Here is a 17246-nt window from a genome sequence, read left to right on the forward strand (position 1 = left end):
GAGGACGCCGTGCGCGCGCCGCCGCTCGCGCACCGCCGCCTCGGTCGTCCCCGTGAGCTCGGCGATCCGCCGGTCGGCGAAGCCGAGCTGCTTCGCCTTGCGGAGGACCGTGGGATCCGACAGCCCGGCGCGCGTGATCTCGGGCTCGTAGGCGACGATCTCGCGGATCCCCTCGAGGAACCAGCGGTCGATCTTCGTGAGCGCGTGGATCTCCGGCGTCCCGAGGCCGGCGCGGTAGGCCTCGCCGATCGCGAAGATCCGGTCGGGGTTGGGCACGCGCAGCAGCCGGCGCAACTCCTCGTCGTCCACCGGACGGCCGAGCGTCAGGCCGAAGCGGTCCTGCTCCAGCGACCGGATGGATTTCTGCAGGGCCTCCTTGAACGTGCGCCCGATGGCCATGACTTCCCCGACCGATTTCATCTGGGTGGTGAGCGTGCTGTCGGCCTCGGGGAATTTTTCGAAGGCCCAGCGGGGGAACTTGACGACGCAATAATCGATCGCCGGCTCGAACGAGGCCGGCGTCTCGCGCGTGATGTCGTTCCTGATCTCGTCGAGCGTGTAGCCGACCGCGAGCTTCGCCGCGATCTTGGCGATCGGGAAGCCCGTCGCCTTCGACGCGAGCGCCGAGGAGCGGGAGACGCGCGGGTTCATCTCGATGACGACCAGACGCCCATCGTCGGGGTTCACGGCGAACTGGATGTTCGAGCCGCCCGTCTCGACGCCGATCTCGCGGATGATCGCGATCGCGGCGTCGCGCATGAGCTGGTACTCCTTGTCGGTCAGGGTTTGAGCGGGAGCGACGGTGATCGAATCCCCGGTGTGAACACCCATAGGATCGACGTTTTCGATCGAGCAAATGACGACGACGTTATCGGCCAGGTCGCGCATCACCTCGAGCTCGAACTCCTTCCAGCCGATCACCGACTCCTCGACGAGCACGGTGCCGACGGGCGACATCTGGAGGCCCCAGCGGACGGCCTCCTCGAGCTCCTCCGGGTTGTAGGCGATCGAGCCGCCCGTGCCGCCGAGCGTGAACGAGGGGCGGATGATCGCGGGGTAGCCGACCCGGCGGGCGATCGCGCGCGCCTCCTCGAGGCTGCGCGCGTAGCCGGAGCGCGGGAGCGCCAGGCCGATGCGCTCCATCGCCTCCTTGAAGAGCTGGCGGTCCTCGGCCTTCTTGATCGCGGGGAGCTTGGCGCCGATCAGCTCGACGCCGAAGCGCTCGAGCGTGCCGTCCTCGGCGAGCGCGACGGCGAGGTTCAGCCCCGTCTGGCCGCCGAGCGTCGGGAGGAGCGCCTGGGGCCGCTCGCGCGCGATGATCTTTGCGACGAACTCGGGCGTGAGCGGCTCGACGTAGGTGCGGTGGGCCAGCTCCGGATCGGTCATGATCGTGGCCGGGTTCGAGTTGACCAGGACGACCTCGAACCCCTCCTCGCGGAGCGCCTTGACGGCCTGCGTGCCCGAGTAGTCGAACTCGCACGCCTGGCCGATGACGATCGGCCCCGAGCCGATGATCAGGATGCGGGTGAGGTCGGTGCGCTTCGGCATCCCGTTGAGGCGCTACTCCTCGACCAGCCCGTACACGATCGAGGTCTCCGGCTTGGCCTCCTCGCGGCGGTAGAGCACGTCGTCGATCCGGCCGCTGCCGATCCAGACGACCTCGCCGTTCCCCCAGAGCTGCTCGCCGAGGACGCTCATCCGCTTGTCCACGCGCTCGCGGATCGCGTGGGCCTCGAGCGAGGCGTCGCTCTGGGAGGTGAAGGACGTCCACTCGGGCTTCTGGCCGGCTCCCTCGGTCTTGCGGTACGAGATCAAATACTTGGGCATGACGCGGCTCAGCCTCCCTTCCGTGACATGAGCTGTGTGAAGCGATGGAACAGGTAGTTCGCGTCGTGCGGGCCCGGCGACGCCTCCGGATGGTACTGCACGGAGAACGCGGGCCACTCGCGATGGCGGAGCCCCTCGCACGTGCCGTCGTTCAGGTTGACGTGCGTCGGCTCCCAGCCGTGGGGCTCGGCGGACGCCGGGTCCACGGCGAACCCGTGGTTCTGCGACGTGATCGCGACCTTCGCCGTGGCGAGGTCCTTCACCGGATGGTTGGCGCCGTGGTGGCCGAACTTGAGCTTGTAGGTGCTGCCGCCGCCGGCGAGCCCCATGATCTGGTGGCCGAGGCAGATGCCGAAGACCGGCAGGCGCCCGAGCAGCGTGCGCACCGAGTCGATCAGGTACGGCACGCCCTCCGGATCGCCGGGGCCGTTCGAGAGGAACACGCCGTCGGGCTTCCGCTCGAGGACGGCGGCCGCCGGCGTCGACGCGGGCACCACGGTGACGTCGCAACCCGCCATACGGAGTTGACGGAGGATGTTCCACTTTATTCCGCAGTCGTAGGCGACGACCGTGAAGCGCGGGGCGGGCGGCGCCACGTAGCCGCGCGCGAGCTCCCAGCCGCCCTCGCTCCAGCCGTAGGCCTCGGCGGCCGTCACCTCCGCGACGAGGTCGCGGCCGACGAGCCCCGGCAGCGCGCGCGCCCGCGCCAGGAGCTCCGCGGGGTCGTGAGCGACCGACGAGACGATCCCGTCCTGGGCGCCGTGGTCCCGGAGGTGACGCGTGAGCGCGCGCGTGTCGATCCCCTGGATGCCGACGATGCCGTGGCGGCGCAGGTAGTCGTCGAGGCTCGCGCCGGCGCGGAAGTTCGACGCGACGGGCGACGCCTCTTTGACGATGAAGCCGTTCACCCACGGCTTCCGCGACTCGACGTCCTCCTCGTTGATGCCGTAGTTGCCGATGAGCGGGTACGTCATCGCGACGATCTGCCCTCTGTACGACGGATCGGTGAGGATCTCCTGGTAGCCGGACATCGCTGTGTTGAAGATGACCTCGCCGGCCGTCTCGCCGCGCGCGCCGAGGGGCTCGCCCGTGAACGTGCGGCCGTCGCGCAGGACGAGGAACGCGCGCGTCACGGCCGGACGGCCTTCCCGCCGACGATCGTGAGCCACGGGGCGCCCGTGAGCATCCAGCCCGCGAAGGGCGTGTTCCGGCTCTTCGAGCGGAACTTGGCGGGGTCCACCGTCGTCTTGCGTTCGAGGTCCAGGATCGTCACGTCGGCCGGTGCGCCGGGGGCGAGGCTCCCGCCCGGCAGGTTGAGAAGCCTCGCGGGGTCGCGCGAGAGGCGTGAGACGAGCGTCGGGAGCGGGAGGAGCCCGGGCTTGACGAGCCGGTCGAGCAGCACCGCCACCGCCGTCTCGAGGCCCACGACGCCGAACGCGGCGTGGTCGAACTCGCCCTCCTTCTCGGCGAGCGCGTGGGGCGCGTGGTCGGTCGCCACGCAGTCGATCGTGCCGTCGGCGAGGGCCTCGACGAGCGTCTCGACGTCGCGCTTCGTCCGGAGCGGCGGCGCCATCTTGGTGTTCGGGTCGTAGCCGCGCACGGCCTCCTCGGTCAGCACCAGGTGGTGCGGCGTGACCTCGGCGGTCACGCGGACGCCGCGGGCCTTGCCGTCGCGGACGAGGCGGACGGCGCCCGCGGTCGAGAGGTGGGCGATGTGGATGTGGGCGCCCGTCAGCTCGGCGAGGAGGATGTCGCGCGCGACCATCACGTCCTCGGCCGCCGCCGGGGCGCCGGGCAGGCCGATCTCGGTCGAGACCACGCCCTCGTTCATCGTGAAGCCCCGGGAGAGGTACGTGTCCTCGGCGTGGCTCACGACGGGGACGCCGAAGGGCAGCGTGTACTCCATCGCGCGCCGGTAGAGATCCGCGTTCATCACGCACCGGCCGTCGTCGGAGAAGGCGACACAGCCCGCCTCGGCGAGCTCGGCCAGCTCGGCGAGCTCCTCGCCGTTGAGGTTCTTCGTGACCGCGCCGATCGGATGGACGCGGACGACGCCCTCGACCTTGGCCTTCGCCAGGATGTAGTCGGTGACGGCGCCGTTGTCGTTGACGGGGTGGGTGTTGGCCATGCAGGCGACCGCCGTGAAGCCGCCGGCCGCCGCCGCGCGCGTGCCGGTCGCGACCGTCTCCTTGTACTCGTGGCCGGGCTCGCGCAGGTGGACGTGGATGTCGATGAAGCCGGGGCAGACGACCTTGCCCGTGGCGTCGAGGACCTCGGCGCCGGGCGGCGCGGTCACGTTCTTCCCGACGCGCTCGATCTTCCCGTCGGCGATGAGCACGTCCTGGACGGCGTCCACGCCGTTCGCCGGGTCGATCACGCGCCCGTGCCTGATCAGGAGGCTCACGCCGCGGCCTCCCCCTTGCCGCCGGTGAGCAGCAGCAGCACGCCCATCCTCACCGCCACGCCTTTGGCGACCTGGTCCAGGATCACCGAGTACGGCCCGTCGGCGACCTCGGGCGACAGCTCGATGCCGCGGTTGACCGGGCCGGGGTGCATGATCAGCACGTCGGGGCGCGCGTGGCGGCCGAGCTTGTCGAGCGTGAGCCCCCAGAAGCGTGAGTACTCGCGGAGCGAGGGGATGAGCCCGGCCTGCATGCGCTCGTGCTGCAGGCGCAGCATCATGATCACGTCCACGTCGCGGATCGCGTCCTCGAGCCGGTAGGCGACCTTCACGCCGAGCTCCTGCACGAAGGGCGGGATGAGGGTCGGCGGCCCGGCGACCGTGACCGTCATGCCGAGCTTCCGCATGCCGTGGATATTCGAGCGCGCCACGCGGCTGTTCGTGATGTCGCCGACGATCGCGACGTGCAGGCCATCGAAGTGGCCCTTCTTCTCGCGGATGGTCAGCAGATCGAGGAGGGCCTGCGTGGGGTGCTCGTGGGCGCCGTCGCCCGCGTTCACGATGGAGCAGGGGAGCTCGCGCGCGAGCAGCTCGGCGGCGCCCGCCGACGAGTGGCGGACGACGACGACGTCCGGGCTCATCGCGGCGATGTTCTTCGCCGTATCGATGAAGCTCTCGCCCTTCGACGTGCTGGATCCGCTCGCCGAGAAGTTGACGACGTCGGCCGACAGCCATTTCCCCGCGATCTCGAAGGAGGTGCGCGTCCGGGTGGACGGCTCGTAGAAGAGGTTCACGATCGTCTTGCCGCGGAGGGCCGGCACCTTCTTGATCTCGCGCGTGGCGATCTCCTGGAGCGAGGCGGCGGTGTTCACCAGGAGCGTGATCTCACCCCCGTCGAGGTCGCGCATCGTCAAGAGGTCCTTCCGCGTCCAGCGCATGCTCAGGCCTCCTCGGGTTCTTCGATCACCACGCGGTCCTCGCCGTCGTGCTCGCGCAGGCGCACGGCTACGCTCTCGCGGCGCGACGTGGGCAGGTTCTTGCCGACGTAGTCGGGCCGGATCGGCAGCTCCCGGTGGCCGCGGTCGATGAGGGTCGCGAGCTGGATCGCCTGCGGGCGCCCGAGGTCGATGATCGCGTCGAGCGCCGCGCGGATCGTGCGGCCGGTGAAGAGGACGTCGTCCACCAGGATGACGGTCTTGCCCTTGATCGAGAACGGGATGTCGGTCCCGCGGATGACGGGCGTGCCGCGGATGCCGAGGTCGTCGCGGTAGAGCGTGATGTCGAGCGTGCCGACCGGCAGCGTGGCGCCGTCGATCTTGGCGATCTTCGCCGCCAGGCGGTGGGCGAGCGTGACGCCGCGCGTGCGGAGCCCCACGAACGCGAGCTGGGCGCCGCCGCCGTTCTTCTCGAGGATCTCGTGGGCGATACGGGTGAGCGCGCGGTCGAGCGCCGCCTCGTCGAGGACCTGCGCTTTCTCGCGGAACTTCGGTGCGGGCGTACTCATCTTCTCTCCTTGCGGACCTCTCGGGGCCCGCTTAAAGGAAAGGCGCGAACCAACCTCCGTCACTCTACACGCGGAGGTCCGTCGCTGTCAACTCGAGACGCCGCGGCCGCGCGCCACGCGCGCAGGAGGTCGAGCGCGAGGAAGGCGAGCGCGCCCAGCATCAGGAGCGCGCCGGCGCCGAACATGAGGCGCCCGATCAGCTCCGCGCGCTGGAGCAGGCCCGTCGTGCCGAGGAGGTAGTTCCAGTCGTGGATGAGCCCCTCGGCGAGGAGCGGCAGCGCCATCGCCCGGCCGTCGGCCGCGTAGACGGCGACGTCGGCGAGCGACTGGCCCGTCCAGAAGAGCGCGACCGCGGCGGAGGCGTACTGGCGCGTGCGGAGGAAGGCGCCGACGCAGATCGCGGGGATCAGCACCTGGTTCAGCGAGCCGCCGAGCACCGCGATGAACTGGCCGAAGAAGCCGAAGATCAGATGGCCCGCCTCGTGGAAGATGAGGTTCACGCCGTGGAGGAACGCGACGATCCCGCCCGGGCCGAGCGTCAGGCCCTGGCCGAAGACGCGGACGGTCACCCAGAGGAGGAGCGCCAGACCGACGGCGCGGCCGGCCACGCCGGCCATCAGTCGGCGAGCGTCGCGACGACCGGCACGTGGTCGGAGGGCTTCGGGCCCTTGCGCTCGTTGCGGTCGATCTCGACGGCGAGGCAGCGCGTGGCGAGCGGGGGCGTCAGGAGAATGTGGTCGATCCTGAGCCCCCAGCCGCGGTGGAACGCCCCCGCGCGGTAGTCCCACCAGGTGAAGAGCCCGCCCTCCTGGCGGTGGAGCCTGAGCGCGTCCTGGAGCCCCCAGCCCACGAGATCGTGGAACACGGCGCGCTCGGGGTCGCTGAACATGATCTGGCCGCGCCACTTCTCCGGGTCCCAGACGTCGCGGTCCTCCGGGGCGATGTTGAGGTCGCCGCAGAGCACGAGCGCTTCGTCGGGTTTCGCGGAAGCGTCGAGGAACGCGCGGAAGCGGCGATACCAGTCGAGCTTGTAGGCGTACTTCTCCGAGCCGACTTCCTGGCCGTTCGGCCCGTAGACGCTCATGACCTTGATGCCGGCGACGCGCGCCACGAGGAGCCGCCGGGGGGCGTCGTCGCCGTCCTCGGGAAGCCCACGCGCGACCGCCTCGGCGCCGGCGCGCGCGAGCACCGCGACGCCGTTGTAGGTCTGCTGGCCGGCGGCGAGCGCCGTGTAGCCGAGCCCCGCGAGCTCCGCGGACGGGAACTGGTCGTCGGTGACCTTCGTCTCCTGGAGGCACACGATGTCGGGCTGGCGCCGCTCGAGCCACGCCAGCAGCCGCGGCAGGCGGGTGCGGATCGAGTTCACGTTCCAGGTCGCGATCTTCACGCCGAAGAATGTAGCAGCGCGGGGAGGGTGGCTGCTAGAGTGGCGGCGGGAGGGGCGCATGGCCGACCGCTTCTCGACCCGCCTCCGCGGCGAGATGGCGCGCTGGATCCGCGACGGTCTCGTCACGGCGGAGCAGGGCGAGCGCATCCTCGCCCGCTATCCGGCCTCCGCCGCCTGGTTCACGCGCCCGATCGCGCTGTTCTCGCTGATCGGCGGCGCGCTGATCGCCGCGGGTGTCGCCCTCGTGATCGCCCACAACTGGGCGGAGCTCCACCGCTGGGTGAAGCTCGGCGGCGTCGTCGTCCTCATGGCGGGCGCCCACGGCGCGGGGCTGGCGGCGCGGGAGCGCGGCTACGCAAAGCTCTCGGAGGGCGTGCTCGTCATCGGCGGGAGCCTCCTCATGGTCGGCATCGCGCTGGTCGGCCAGATCTACAACCTCTCGGGCCGCCCCGCCGACGCGATCTTCATGTGGTGGGCGCTCCTGCTGCCCGCGGCGTACGCGCTCCCGTCCACCGCGCTGGTCGGGCTCGGCTGGGCCGGCGCGCTCGCCTGGTACTGGACGCTCGCATTCGACCGCACCTCGTGGCTCGGCGCCGAGCTCGCCGGGAACGCGGTCCTCCCGCCCGTCGGGTTCGGCGCCGTGGGGCTCATCCTCTTCGGGCTCGGCGTCCTGCACGGCGACGGCGGCTACCGCCGTGTGCGGCACCTCCTCGAGCAGCTCGGTCTCATCACGCTCGTCGGCGCGCTCCTGCCGCTCGGCTTCCTCTGGCGGGACCTCCACATGTCGTCCTCCACCGGTCGGTGGCCCGAGGCGGTGCCGTTCGTGCTCGTGCTCGCGCTCGCCGCGGTCGTCGCCGCGTCGTCCCGGCTCCCGCGCGACACGGCGAGCGCCCGCGCCGGCTTCGCCACCGTGCTCCTCGCCGTCCTCGTCTATCTCGTCGCGCTCACCGGCGCGGTCGGCGCGCGGGCATCGGGGGCCGTGTTCAGGGCGCTCGGCTACACCGACTGGGCGCTCAGCCTCGTCACCTCGCTCGCGCTCATCCTCTACGGCGCGCGCTGGGCCCGCCGGGCCTGGGTGAACTGGGGCGTCGTCTTCATCGGCGTCCACGCCCTCACCCGCTACTTCGACCTCTTCGGGACGATGCTCCAGACGAGCCTGCTCTTCTTCCTGACGGGCGCGTTCGTGCTGGCGCTCGGCTGGGTGCTCGAGAAGTTCCGGCGGCGGATGACCGCCCAGGCGGCGGCCCAGGGGAGCCGCGCGTGACGCGCCGCCGGCTCTTCGTCCTGCTCGTGGCGCTCCATGTCCTCGTCCTCGTCGGCTGGGTGGCGCGCCTCGAGTGGGCGCTCGCGCGGGGCGCGACGGTGCGCGTCGCGGTCCTCCAGCGCGATCCGCGCGACCTCCTGCGCGGGGACTACGTATGGCTCCAGTATCCGTTCTCGGAAATCCTGCTCTCGGACCTCCCCGGCGGGCGTCTGGAGGCCGGGGACCGCGTCTGGATCGCGCTCGCGCCGCGTGACGGCCTCTGGGAGATGGCGGCGTCGAGCGTGACACGCGCGGGCCTGCCGCTCGCTCCCGGCCAGCGCGTCCTCATGGGCAAGGTGAGCTATGCGGTCTACGTGAGGTCGGGGCCGGAGCGCGTCCGCGTGGAGTACGGGATCGAGCGTTACTACGTCCCCGAGGGCAAGGGCACGCCGCCGCAGGGAAAGATCGAGGCCGAGCTCGTGCTCACCGACGACGGCCGTCCGTTCCTCAGGCGGCTCTTCGTCGACGGCCGCCCGTACCCCTAGACGTCCGCGAGCGCCTCGAGGGCGCGCTCGAAGCACGCGCGCGGCGCCCGGACGATGCCCGCGCCCACCTGCCCGACGCCGGCCTTCCTCCCCGCGATACCCGTGTTGATGAGGGGCGCGATCCCCGTCTCGACCACGCGGCGCACGTCGATGCCCGCCGGGACGCCGCGCTCGTCGAGCGCCGGCACGCGGAAATGGGGATGCTCGTCGTGGCAGATCTCGCGGCTCTCTTCCGTCGCGGCCAGCGCCTCGGCCACGCCGCCCGCGCCGAGGAATCTCGCGACCGCGGGGGCGGCGGCCATCGCGCCGCCGCCGAGGCCGATCGTCTCGACGATCGCGCTGTCGCCCATGTCCGGGTTGGCGTCCTCGGGGCCGAACCCCGGGAGGTAGAGGCCGACGGGCATCTCGACGGGCGCCACGAACCAGCGCTCGCCGAGCCCCGAGACGCGGATCCCGAAGTCGGTCCCGTTCCGCGCCATGCTGGTCACGAGCGTGGAGTGCGGGACGCCGGCGGCGGGATCGGTCAGCGCCTTCCCCGCGGCCATGACGACGTTGAGACAGAACTGATCGTGCCCCGCGACGAACTCGGCCAGGCGCGCGACGGCGCCGTGCCGCTCGCCGGCGCGGGCGACGTGCGGCATCAGCGCGCGGGCGAGGAGGGCGGAGGCGGCGACGTTGCGCTGGTGCATCTCGTCGCCCATGCGGAGCGCCTGGGCCATGAGGGCCCGAAGGTCGATCCCGCCCGAGGCTCGCAGCGCCGCGCCGAGGAGCGGGCCCGCTTCCGTCGCGAGCCAGCGCAGGCGCGCGACGACCGACTCGTCGGTGGCGCCGTAGCGGAGGACGCGCCCCAGGCCCTCGTTGATCGTCGCGTGGGCGCGGTTGCCGTGGGCGCGGTTCTCGACGACGAACAGGGGCATCGATCCGGTGATGATCCCCGCCATCGGCCCGACGGCCTTCCAGTGGTGACAGGGCTCGAGCCGCACGTCGCCGCGCGCGATGAGCGCGCGCGCGGCGTCGTCGTTGGCGGCCCACCCCTCGTAGCGGATCGCGCACAGGATCGCGGCGCGCATGGGCTCGCACATCCGCGGCCACTCGATCGGCGGGCCCGCGTGGAGCACGACGCGCTCCGGGAGCGCGAGCGCCTCCCGGGCGGGGCGGCAGTCCACGAGGAACGGCAGCCCCCCGACGAGCAGCTCGAAGGCGCGCACGTTCGCCTGGTGGATCTGCTCGCCCCGAGTCTCGAGCCGCTCGAGCAGCGCCGCGAGGCGCGCGTCGCCATCGGCGGGCGGCCGCCAGTCGACGTGGGCGACCGGCACCCCGAGGCCGGCGAGCGTCTCGGCGAAGAGCTCGAGCCCGAGGTTGACCACGCGTGGTCCCGCGCCGAGGAGCGGCGCCGTCATCGCGCGCGCTCCGCGGCGATGAGCGCGGCGAGGCGCGCGGCCTGGGCGTTCGACGGCATGACGATGACACCGGCGGCCGTGAGGGCCGCGGCCTGGGCCGAGAGCCGCTGCCGGTCGCCCTCGGTGCCGCAGACGCTCGCGACGACGGCGAGGTGGCGGCCCGCCGACTCGGCGGCCGCGCGCGCCCACCGGATCGCCGGGAGGATCTCGCCCGCCGGGTCGTGGTGCGCGCCGTAGCCGAGGACGACGTCGAGGAGCAGCACCGCCGTCTCGGGATCGGCGGCTTCCTTCTCGATCCACTCCCGCCGCACGGTGCCGTCGATCATCGGATGGGGCCGGCCGACGGTGAACACGTCCTCGCCGAGGTCCACCACGCGGTGCGCCTTGCCGCCGCCGGTCACTGCCGGGGCGACGTCGGCCAGGCGCCCGCGCAGGAGCCCGATCGCCTCGTAGGCGAGCGTGCCGCCAGCATAGACGCCGCGGACGAAGCGCTGGTTGGCCCGCATGGGGAGCAGGGCATCCTCGACGAGCCGCGCGATCTCGGCGGCCGGCGCGGCGAACTCCACGGGCGCGGGCTTCGCCCCGCGGGCGAGGGCGACGGCGGCGAGCGCGGCGTCCTCGAGTGTCGCCGCGGCGTGCCAGGGTTCGCCGCCCGACGGCGCCGCGCCCATGAACGCGGCGACGCACGGCTTGCCGAGCTTCGCGATCCACTGGCGGAGCTTCGCGAGCGTCCTGGCGCCGGGCGGCTTGCCGACGACCGCGACCACGGCCGTGTCCGGGTCGGCGGCGAGCGCGGCGAGCGCCGCCTCGAGCGTGAGCCCGCCGACCTCGTCCGTGAGGTCGCGGCCGCCGACGCCGATCGCGTGCGAGATGCCCTCGCCCGCGGCGGCGACGTGGCAGGCGACCGCTTGGAGTCCCGTGCCCGAGGCCGCGGCGACGCCGATCCGCCCGCGCGGCACGGCGTTGGCGAAGCCGAGCGGCACGCCGCCGACGATCGCCGTGCCGCAGTCGGGCCCCAGCAAGAACAGGCCGCGCTCGCGCGCGAGCGTCTTCAGCTCCACCTCGGTGGCGACGGGCACATTGTCGCTGAAGAGCATGACGTGGAGGCCGGCGTGGAGCGCCTTCCGCGCCTCGGCGCCCGCGTAGGCGCCGGGCACCGAGACGAGGGCGAGCGTCGCGTCGGGCATCGCCCGGAGGGCGGTGGCCAGCGTCCGTGGGCGGGGCGCCGCGCCGGGCGCCGCGGCGGGGCGGCGCGCGGTGAGCGCCGCCTCGGCGGCGGCGCGCGCGGCCTCGGCCGCCTCGGCCGAGTCGGCGAGCACCGCGACGACCAGGTCGGTCGGCCCCGCGGCCTCGCCTTCCGCCGCGAGGAGGCCCGCGTCGCGGAGGAGCGCGCGGTTCTGCGGGGTGCCCATCATGACGGCCGCGCGCGCGACGCCGGGCACCGACTCCATGTCGCGCGTGAGGCGCATGAGCGTGACGGAGTCCTGGTAGAAGCTCCTCCGGACGAAGTTCCGCGCGGGCATGGCCGGTCCGCCGCCCGCCGTCACTTGGGCGGCGTGATGCCGTACGCCTTGATCTTCCGGTAGAGGTGGCTCCGCTCGATACCGAGCCGCTCGGCGGTACGCGTGATGTTCCAGTCGTTGGCGCGGAGCTCCGCGAGGATGTAGGCGCGCTCGAACGTGTCGCGCGCGTCCCGGAGCGTGCGCTCGCGTCCCTCCGCCGCGCCGGCGCCGGCCGCCCCCTCGGCCCGGAGGGGCGCCGGCAGGTCGTCGGCGCCGATCACGTCGCCCGGCGCCATGATGACCAGGCGCTCGACCATGTTGCGGAGCTCGCGCACGTTGCCCGGCCAGTCGTAGGCGAGGAAGTAGCCGAGCGCCTCGCCCGACACCGCCTTTGGCCGCTTGCCGTTCTCCGCGCAGTAGAGCGCGACGAAGTGGTCGACGAGCTTCGGGATGTCGTCCTTGCGGGCGCGGAGGGCCGGGACCTCGATCGGGATGACGTTGAGCCGGTAGTAGAGGTCCTCGCGGAAGCTCCCGGTGCGGATCAGCGCCGCCAGGTCGCGGTTGGAGGCCGCGATCACCCGGACGTCCACGCGGAGCGTGTCCTTGCCGCCGACGCGCTCGAACGCCTGCTCCTCCAGCGCGCGTAGCACCTTCGCCTGGGTCTTGAGGCTCATGTCGCCGATCTCGTCGAGGAAGAGCGTGCCGCCGTCGGCGAGCTCGAACTTCCCGCGCCGGCGGGCGAGCGCGCCCGTGAACGCGCCCTTCTCGTGGCCGAAGAGCTCCGACTCGATGAGCTCCTCCGGGATCGCCGCGCAGTTGACTTCGACGAACGGGCGCTCGTGGCGGGCCGACCGCGCGTGGATCTCGCGCGCCACCAGCTCCTTGCCGCTCCCGTTCTCGCCGCGGATCAGCACGCGCCCGGTCGTGGGCGCGGCGGTCGCGATGAGCTCGCGGAGCCGCCGCATCGGCTCGCTGTCGCCGATGATCTCCGCGCGCGCCTCGAGGCTCTCGCGGAGCGCGGCGTTCTCGCGCTCGAGGCGCCCGTGCTCGAGCGCGCGCGTGACCGTCAGGAGCGTCTTCTCGAGGGAGAGCGGCTTCTCGATGAAATCGTACGCGCCGAGGCGCGTCGCCTTCACGGCGGTCTCGATCGTCCCGTGGCCCGAGATCATCACGACGACGGCGTCGGGGTGCAGCCGCCGGACCTCGGCGAGCGTGTCGAGCCCGTCCATCCCCTCCATCCAGACGTCGAGGAACGTGAGGTCCGGCGCCTCGTCGGCCAGGACCCTGAGCGCGTCGGCGCCGCGGCCCACGACCGTGACGCGGTAGCCCTCGTCCTGGAGCACGCCGCGGAGGGAGGCGCGGATCGCGGGCTCGTCGTCGACGATCAGAATATGCTCGCCGGCCACGTCAGCCCTCGGCCCGGCGCCGCAGGCGCAGGCGCGCTGCCGCGCGCCAAATATGCTCCCCGGCCATCGTTGTCAGGCCTCGACCGGGGCGGGGGCGCGCGACACCGGCACCTCGACGATGAACCGGCTCCCGCGCGGCTCGTTGTCCTCGACGCGGATCGTGCCCCCGTGCTCGGTGACGATCTCGTGGACGATCGGGAGTCCGAGCCCCATCCCCGCCGTCTTCGTCGAGAAGTAGGGGAGGAAGAGTTTCTCCCTGTCCTCCGGCGGGATGCCGGGCCCGGTGTCGGCGACGATGATGCGCGCGTGGCCGATCTCGGGCAGGTGCGCGGTCTCGACGAGGACCTCGCCCCCGGCGCCGACCGCCTGCACCGCGTTGTCGACGAGGTTGAGGACCGCACGCTTGATGTGGTCGGGGTCCACCTCGAGGAGGGGCAGGTCGTCCGCGTGCCGCGTCGCGAGCCGGACCGCGGGGTGCGACTCGCGGTAGAGCGCCACCACGGCGTCGACGAGCGGGCGCACGTCGGTGGGCCGCGGCGCCAGCACCGGCATCCGCGCGAAGCGCGAGAACTCGTCCACGAGGCGCTTCAGGCCGTCCACCTCCTGGATGATCGTCTCGGTGCACTCGGTGACGAGCTGCTGCTCGTCGCGGGAGCCGCCCCGGAGCCGCCGCCGGAGCCGCTGGGCCGAGAGCTGGATGGGCGTGAGCGGGTTCTTGATCTCGTGCGCGATGCGCTGCGCGACCTCCCGCCACGCCGCGACCCGCTGGGCCTTCAAGAGCTCGGTGAGGTCGTCGAACACCACGACCGCGCCCGTGTACTCGCCCTCGGGCCCGCGGAGCGCGGTCGCCGAGGCGAGGAGCGCGAGCGTGGTACCGCCGCGGCGGAGCCGCAGCTCCTCCTCGATCGCGCCGCCCTTCGCGCGCGCGGCGCGCTGGACGAGCGTCACCACCTCGCGGAGGTCCCCGCCGACGAACACCTCCTCGAGCAGCTTGCCGACCACCGCCGGCTCGGCGAGGCCGAACATCCGCGCCGCGGCGCGGTTGATGGTCGTGAGCCGCCCGAGCGGGTCGAAGGACACGACGCCGGTCGTGATGGCCTCGAGGACGGTCTCGATGTAGCGCCGGCGGTCCTCGAGCTCGGTGTGCTTGTCGGAGAGGTCGAGGTAGGCCTCCTCGAGCCGCTTCTTCGACTCGGCGAGGTCGTCGGTCATGCGGTTGAACGACTGGACGAGGACGCCGATCTCGTCGTCGGCCCGCGCCTGCACCTTGTAGGCGAGGTTGCCCGTGGCGATCTCGCGGGTGGCCTTCGCGAGGTCGGCGATCGGGCCGGTGATGCCGCGCGCGAGATAGAGGCCGAACCACGTGAACGAGAAGACGACGATCAGGGTCATCAGGAGGAAGAGCAGGATGTAGATGCCCTTGATCGGAGTCTTCAGGAGCTTGAGCTGCTTGTACTCCTGGAAGGCCTGCGAGATGCCCCGCACGCGCGCCTCGAGGCGCTCCGGGACGTGCATGCCGACGACGATCACGCCCGCGACCTGCCGGTCGGCGCCGCCCCGCTCGGACCAGATCGGCGTCACCACCTCGATGAGGTCGCCCGAGCTGAGCTCGCGGGCGGTGGTGACCTCCTGGCCGGCGAGGCCGCGCTTCACCTGGTCCTCGCCGACGTCCTGGGTCGGCAGGTCGGCCAGCAGCGGGTCCTTCACGTGCACGATCTCGCGCCCGTGCGGGTCGAAGAGCGTGAGCGCGCCGATCCCGAGCCGCTCCTGTTGCTCGACGAGGAAGGCCGCGAGTCCCTCGCGCCGGTCCTCGGCGAGGAGCCCGTCGCGGTCGATCACGCGGCCGAGGTAGCGGCCGTGACGGAGCGCGGTGTGCTCGAGATTGTTGTAGTAGGTCTGGGCCACCGCCAGCGCCTGGTCGAGCGGGCGCTCGACCTGGGGCTTGAACCAGCCCTCGATGGACTTGTTGATGAAGTTCGAGGCGATCAGGAAGATGAGGATCGCGGGCGCCAGCGAGAGCGCGAGGAACGAGAGGACGAGCTTCGCCTTGAACCGCGCCCCGAGCACGTTCTGCCGGCGCTCGAACCAGAGCTTGACCAGATTGCGGAGCAGGAGCACGACGAGCAGGAGCAGGACGATCAGGTTCAGGTTGAGGAGCGCGAAGATCGTGATGTTCGACGCGATCGGCAGGTCCGGCGCGTAGGCCCCGATGTCCACGAGGTTCGCCGCGCCCACGAGCAGCAGGAACCCGAGGATCGTCAGGAGGTTCCGCTTGAGACGGTTCCCTTCGCTGAGCAGCGGCATTACTGTACCGGGGGCCGCGAGGCCGGCTCCAATCGCGGGTGGCCTGATCGAGGTGCCCGGGGCTTCATTGTACCCGCTGGATCGTGCGGTAGGCGGACTGCCGGTCGGTCTGCTCGGCCGTGCCCGCCATCCGCGCCACGAAGGTGTTCTCGCCGTTCAGCGCCGACTCGGCGCGCACGCGCACGTAGATGACCGCCGCGGGATCGAGCGCGGTCGCCGGCGTCAGCTTGAGGCCCCGGATCTCCGACAGCACGCGCTGGGCGTCGCGGAGGTCGCGCGTCGCGAAGACCGGGCGCTGCTCGCCGCGGAGCGAGCTGACCTTGAACTCCTTGGTCACCACGTTGTAAGCGAGGCTCCGCTCGACCACCTTCGTCACGAGGATCTGGTCGGGCCAGTACCGCCGGAACTGCCAGAGGTCGATGGTGAACTTGACGTGCGCGGGGAGGCCGCTCCGGACGCCCTCGTGGACGGCCTCGGGCAGGGTGCCGAGCAGCACGACGTGGACGGTCACCTCAAAGTCGTTGAGGAAGACCTCCAGGTCGCTGATGCGCAGCTCGGCGTGCGCCGCCGCCGCGAGGGCCAGCGTCAACGCCGCGGCCACGAGGGAGCTCGCGAGACCCGGAGCACGCATACGGCGGACGAAACATTATAGCGTGCGGGTCCGGCGCGGGCGGCCGGTTAGATCGGGGCCAGGCTCGGCGCCGAGGCGAGCCCGTCGCCCGGCGCCTTCGCCTCGCGGTCCCCGGGGACGCGCACCGCGGCGCCCGCGAGCCGCCGCTCGAGACCGAGCGCGCGCTGGATCGCGAGCACGAGCTCGAGGTTGAGCGCGTGGCCCCCGTTCCGGGCGACGACGTGGGCGAGGATCGGGCGGCCGAGGAGCGCCAGGTCGCCGATCAGGTCGAGGATCTTGTGCCGCACGAACTCGTCGCGATAGCGGAGGCCGTTGAGCGGGCCGCGGTTCCCGACGACGACCGCGTTATCGAGCGAGCCGCCGCGCGCGAGCCCGTTCTTCCGCATGAGCCCGAGGTCCTTCAGGAAGCCGTAGGTGCGCGCGGGCGCGACCTCGTCCACGAAGGAGCGCTCGCTCGTCGGCGCCCACGAGAGCACCTGCGTGCCGACCGCGGGATGGTCGTTGTCGAGCGTGTAGCTGATGCGGAAGGTCGGCGCGGGGACGATGTGGATCCAGCGTCCGCCCTTGCCGACGCGGAGCGGGTAGGGCAGCGTCAGCGGACGGCGCCGCGCCGACTGCTGGTTGCGCCCGGCCGCGGCGAGCAGCGTCACGAAGGGCCTCGCGCTCCCGTCCCCCGCGGGGATCTCCGGACCGTCCACCTCGACCTCGAGGTTGTCGATGCCGAGGCCGGCGGCCGCCGCGAGCAGGTGCTCGACCGTCTGCACGCGCGTGCCGTTCTTCCCGATCGTGGTCGCCCAGTGCGAGTTGACCACGCTCTCGGGCGCCGCCGCGATCCGGTCGGCACCCGTGCGGAAGACGATGCCGGTGTCTTCGGGAGCGGGCGACAGCGTGACTCGCGCGGGTTTGCCCGAATGGAGGCCGACTCCTTCGAAGCTGACCGCCTTCTTGATGGTGTGCTGGCGCATGGGCCCGGGGGAGTCGAGCAACCCCGGTGCCATGCCATGCCGATCCGCTCAACTATCCGAAATATCTGTATTCGGACCCGATGCTGTCGCTTCCCCGCACCGCCCGGGGGTGGCGCCGATGACACGCCGCG

General features: G+C 72.2%; 16 protein-coding genes. 2 read left to right on the forward strand and 14 right to left on the reverse strand.

Translation table 11 applies throughout. The annotated features are described in order from the left end of the window. The 8 genes from carB to xth all read right to left on the reverse strand — a co-directional run. On the reverse strand, nt 1-1548 hold a 1548-nt coding region (gene carB, locus VKG64_02705), incomplete at its 3' end, for a carbamoyl-phosphate synthase large subunit (protein HKB23938.1). Nucleotides 1549-1560: 12 nt separating this feature from the next. Next, nucleotides 1561-1827, reverse strand: a complete 267-nt coding sequence (locus VKG64_02710) for a hypothetical protein (protein ID HKB23939.1) — start codon at nt 1825-1827, stop codon at nt 1561-1563. 8 nt (nt 1828-1835) lie between these two features. Continuing rightward, nucleotides 1836-2960 (reverse strand): glutamine-hydrolyzing carbamoyl-phosphate synthase small subunit, encoded by a 1125-nt coding sequence (gene carA, locus VKG64_02715; GenBank protein ID HKB23940.1) that lies wholly within the window; start codon nt 2958-2960, stop codon nt 1836-1838. Beyond that, nucleotides 2957-4231: a dihydroorotase gene (locus VKG64_02720; protein ID HKB23941.1), complete on the reverse strand. Its 1275-nt coding sequence runs from the start codon at nt 4229-4231 to the stop codon at nt 2957-2959. The genes carA and VKG64_02720 overlap by 4 nt, the downstream gene beginning before the upstream one ends. Beyond that, nucleotides 4228-5166: an aspartate carbamoyltransferase catalytic subunit gene (locus VKG64_02725; protein ID HKB23942.1), complete on the reverse strand. Its 939-nt coding sequence runs from the start codon at nt 5164-5166 to the stop codon at nt 4228-4230. Before VKG64_02725 ends, VKG64_02720 begins: the two co-directional genes overlap by 4 nt. A gap of 2 nt (nt 5167-5168) precedes the next feature. Beyond that, nucleotides 5169-5732, reverse strand: a complete 564-nt coding sequence (pyrR, locus tag VKG64_02730; GenBank protein ID HKB23943.1) for a bifunctional pyr operon transcriptional regulator/uracil phosphoribosyltransferase PyrR — start codon at nt 5730-5732, stop codon at nt 5169-5171. A 59-nt stretch (nt 5733-5791) separates the two neighbouring features. Then, nucleotides 5792-6349 carry a hypothetical protein gene (locus VKG64_02735; GenBank protein ID HKB23944.1) on the reverse strand — a complete coding sequence of 186 codons (558 nt, stop codon included), beginning with the start codon at nt 6347-6349 and terminating at the stop codon, nt 5792-5794. Then, nucleotides 6349-7119 carry an exodeoxyribonuclease III gene (gene xth, locus VKG64_02740; protein ID HKB23945.1) on the reverse strand — a complete coding sequence of 257 codons (771 nt, stop codon included), beginning with the start codon at nt 7117-7119 and terminating at the stop codon, nt 6349-6351. The genes VKG64_02735 and xth overlap by 1 nt, the downstream gene beginning before the upstream one ends. A 58-nt stretch (nt 7120-7177) precedes the next feature. Here xth and VKG64_02745 point away from each other — a divergent pair, with 58 nt between their 5' ends. Both VKG64_02745 and VKG64_02750 read left to right on the forward strand, forming a co-directional pair. After that, nucleotides 7178-8383: a DUF2157 domain-containing protein gene (locus tag VKG64_02745; protein ID HKB23946.1), complete on the forward strand. Its 1206-nt coding sequence runs from the start codon at nt 7178-7180 to the stop codon at nt 8381-8383. Next, nucleotides 8380-8907, forward strand: coding sequence for a GDYXXLXY domain-containing protein (locus tag VKG64_02750; GenBank protein HKB23947.1), 528 nt, complete (start codon nt 8380-8382; stop codon nt 8905-8907). Before VKG64_02745 ends, VKG64_02750 begins: the two co-directional genes overlap by 4 nt. Here VKG64_02750 and VKG64_02755 read toward each other — a convergent pair. From VKG64_02755 to lpxC, 6 genes are all read right to left on the reverse strand, one after another. Next, nucleotides 8904-10307 carry a DUF1116 domain-containing protein gene (locus tag VKG64_02755; GenBank protein HKB23948.1) on the reverse strand — a complete coding sequence of 468 codons (1404 nt, stop codon included), beginning with the start codon at nt 10305-10307 and terminating at the stop codon, nt 8904-8906. The genes VKG64_02750 and VKG64_02755 overlap by 4 nt on opposite strands. After that, on the reverse strand, nt 10304-11830 hold the full coding sequence (gene fdrA / locus VKG64_02760) for an acyl-CoA synthetase FdrA (protein HKB23949.1): 1527 nt from the start codon (nt 11828-11830) through the stop codon (nt 10304-10306). The genes VKG64_02755 and fdrA overlap by 4 nt, the downstream gene beginning before the upstream one ends. A 20-nt stretch (nt 11831-11850) precedes the next feature. Then, complete coding sequence (locus VKG64_02765; GenBank protein ID HKB23950.1) at nt 11851-13215, reverse strand: sigma-54 dependent transcriptional regulator; 1365 nt, start codon at nt 13213-13215, stop codon at nt 11851-11853. Between the two features lie 72 nt (nt 13216-13287). Further along, nucleotides 13288-15519 (reverse strand): ATP-binding protein, encoded by a 2232-nt coding sequence (locus tag VKG64_02770; GenBank protein HKB23951.1) that lies wholly within the window; start codon nt 15517-15519, stop codon nt 13288-13290. Nucleotides 15520-15583: 64 nt separating this feature from the next. Next, complete coding sequence (locus VKG64_02775; GenBank protein ID HKB23952.1) at nt 15584-16120, reverse strand: DUF4390 domain-containing protein; 537 nt, start codon at nt 16118-16120, stop codon at nt 15584-15586. Between the two features lie 77 nt (nt 16121-16197). Further along, nucleotides 16198-17115, reverse strand: coding sequence for a UDP-3-O-acyl-N-acetylglucosamine deacetylase (lpxC, locus tag VKG64_02780; GenBank protein ID HKB23953.1), 918 nt, complete (start codon nt 17113-17115; stop codon nt 16198-16200). Between the last annotated feature and the right edge of the window lie 131 nt (nt 17116-17246).

This window comes from Candidatus Methylomirabilota bacterium, from assembly GCA_035260325.1.
Classification (GTDB): domain Bacteria; phylum Methylomirabilota; class Methylomirabilia; order Rokubacteriales; family CSP1-6; genus AR19.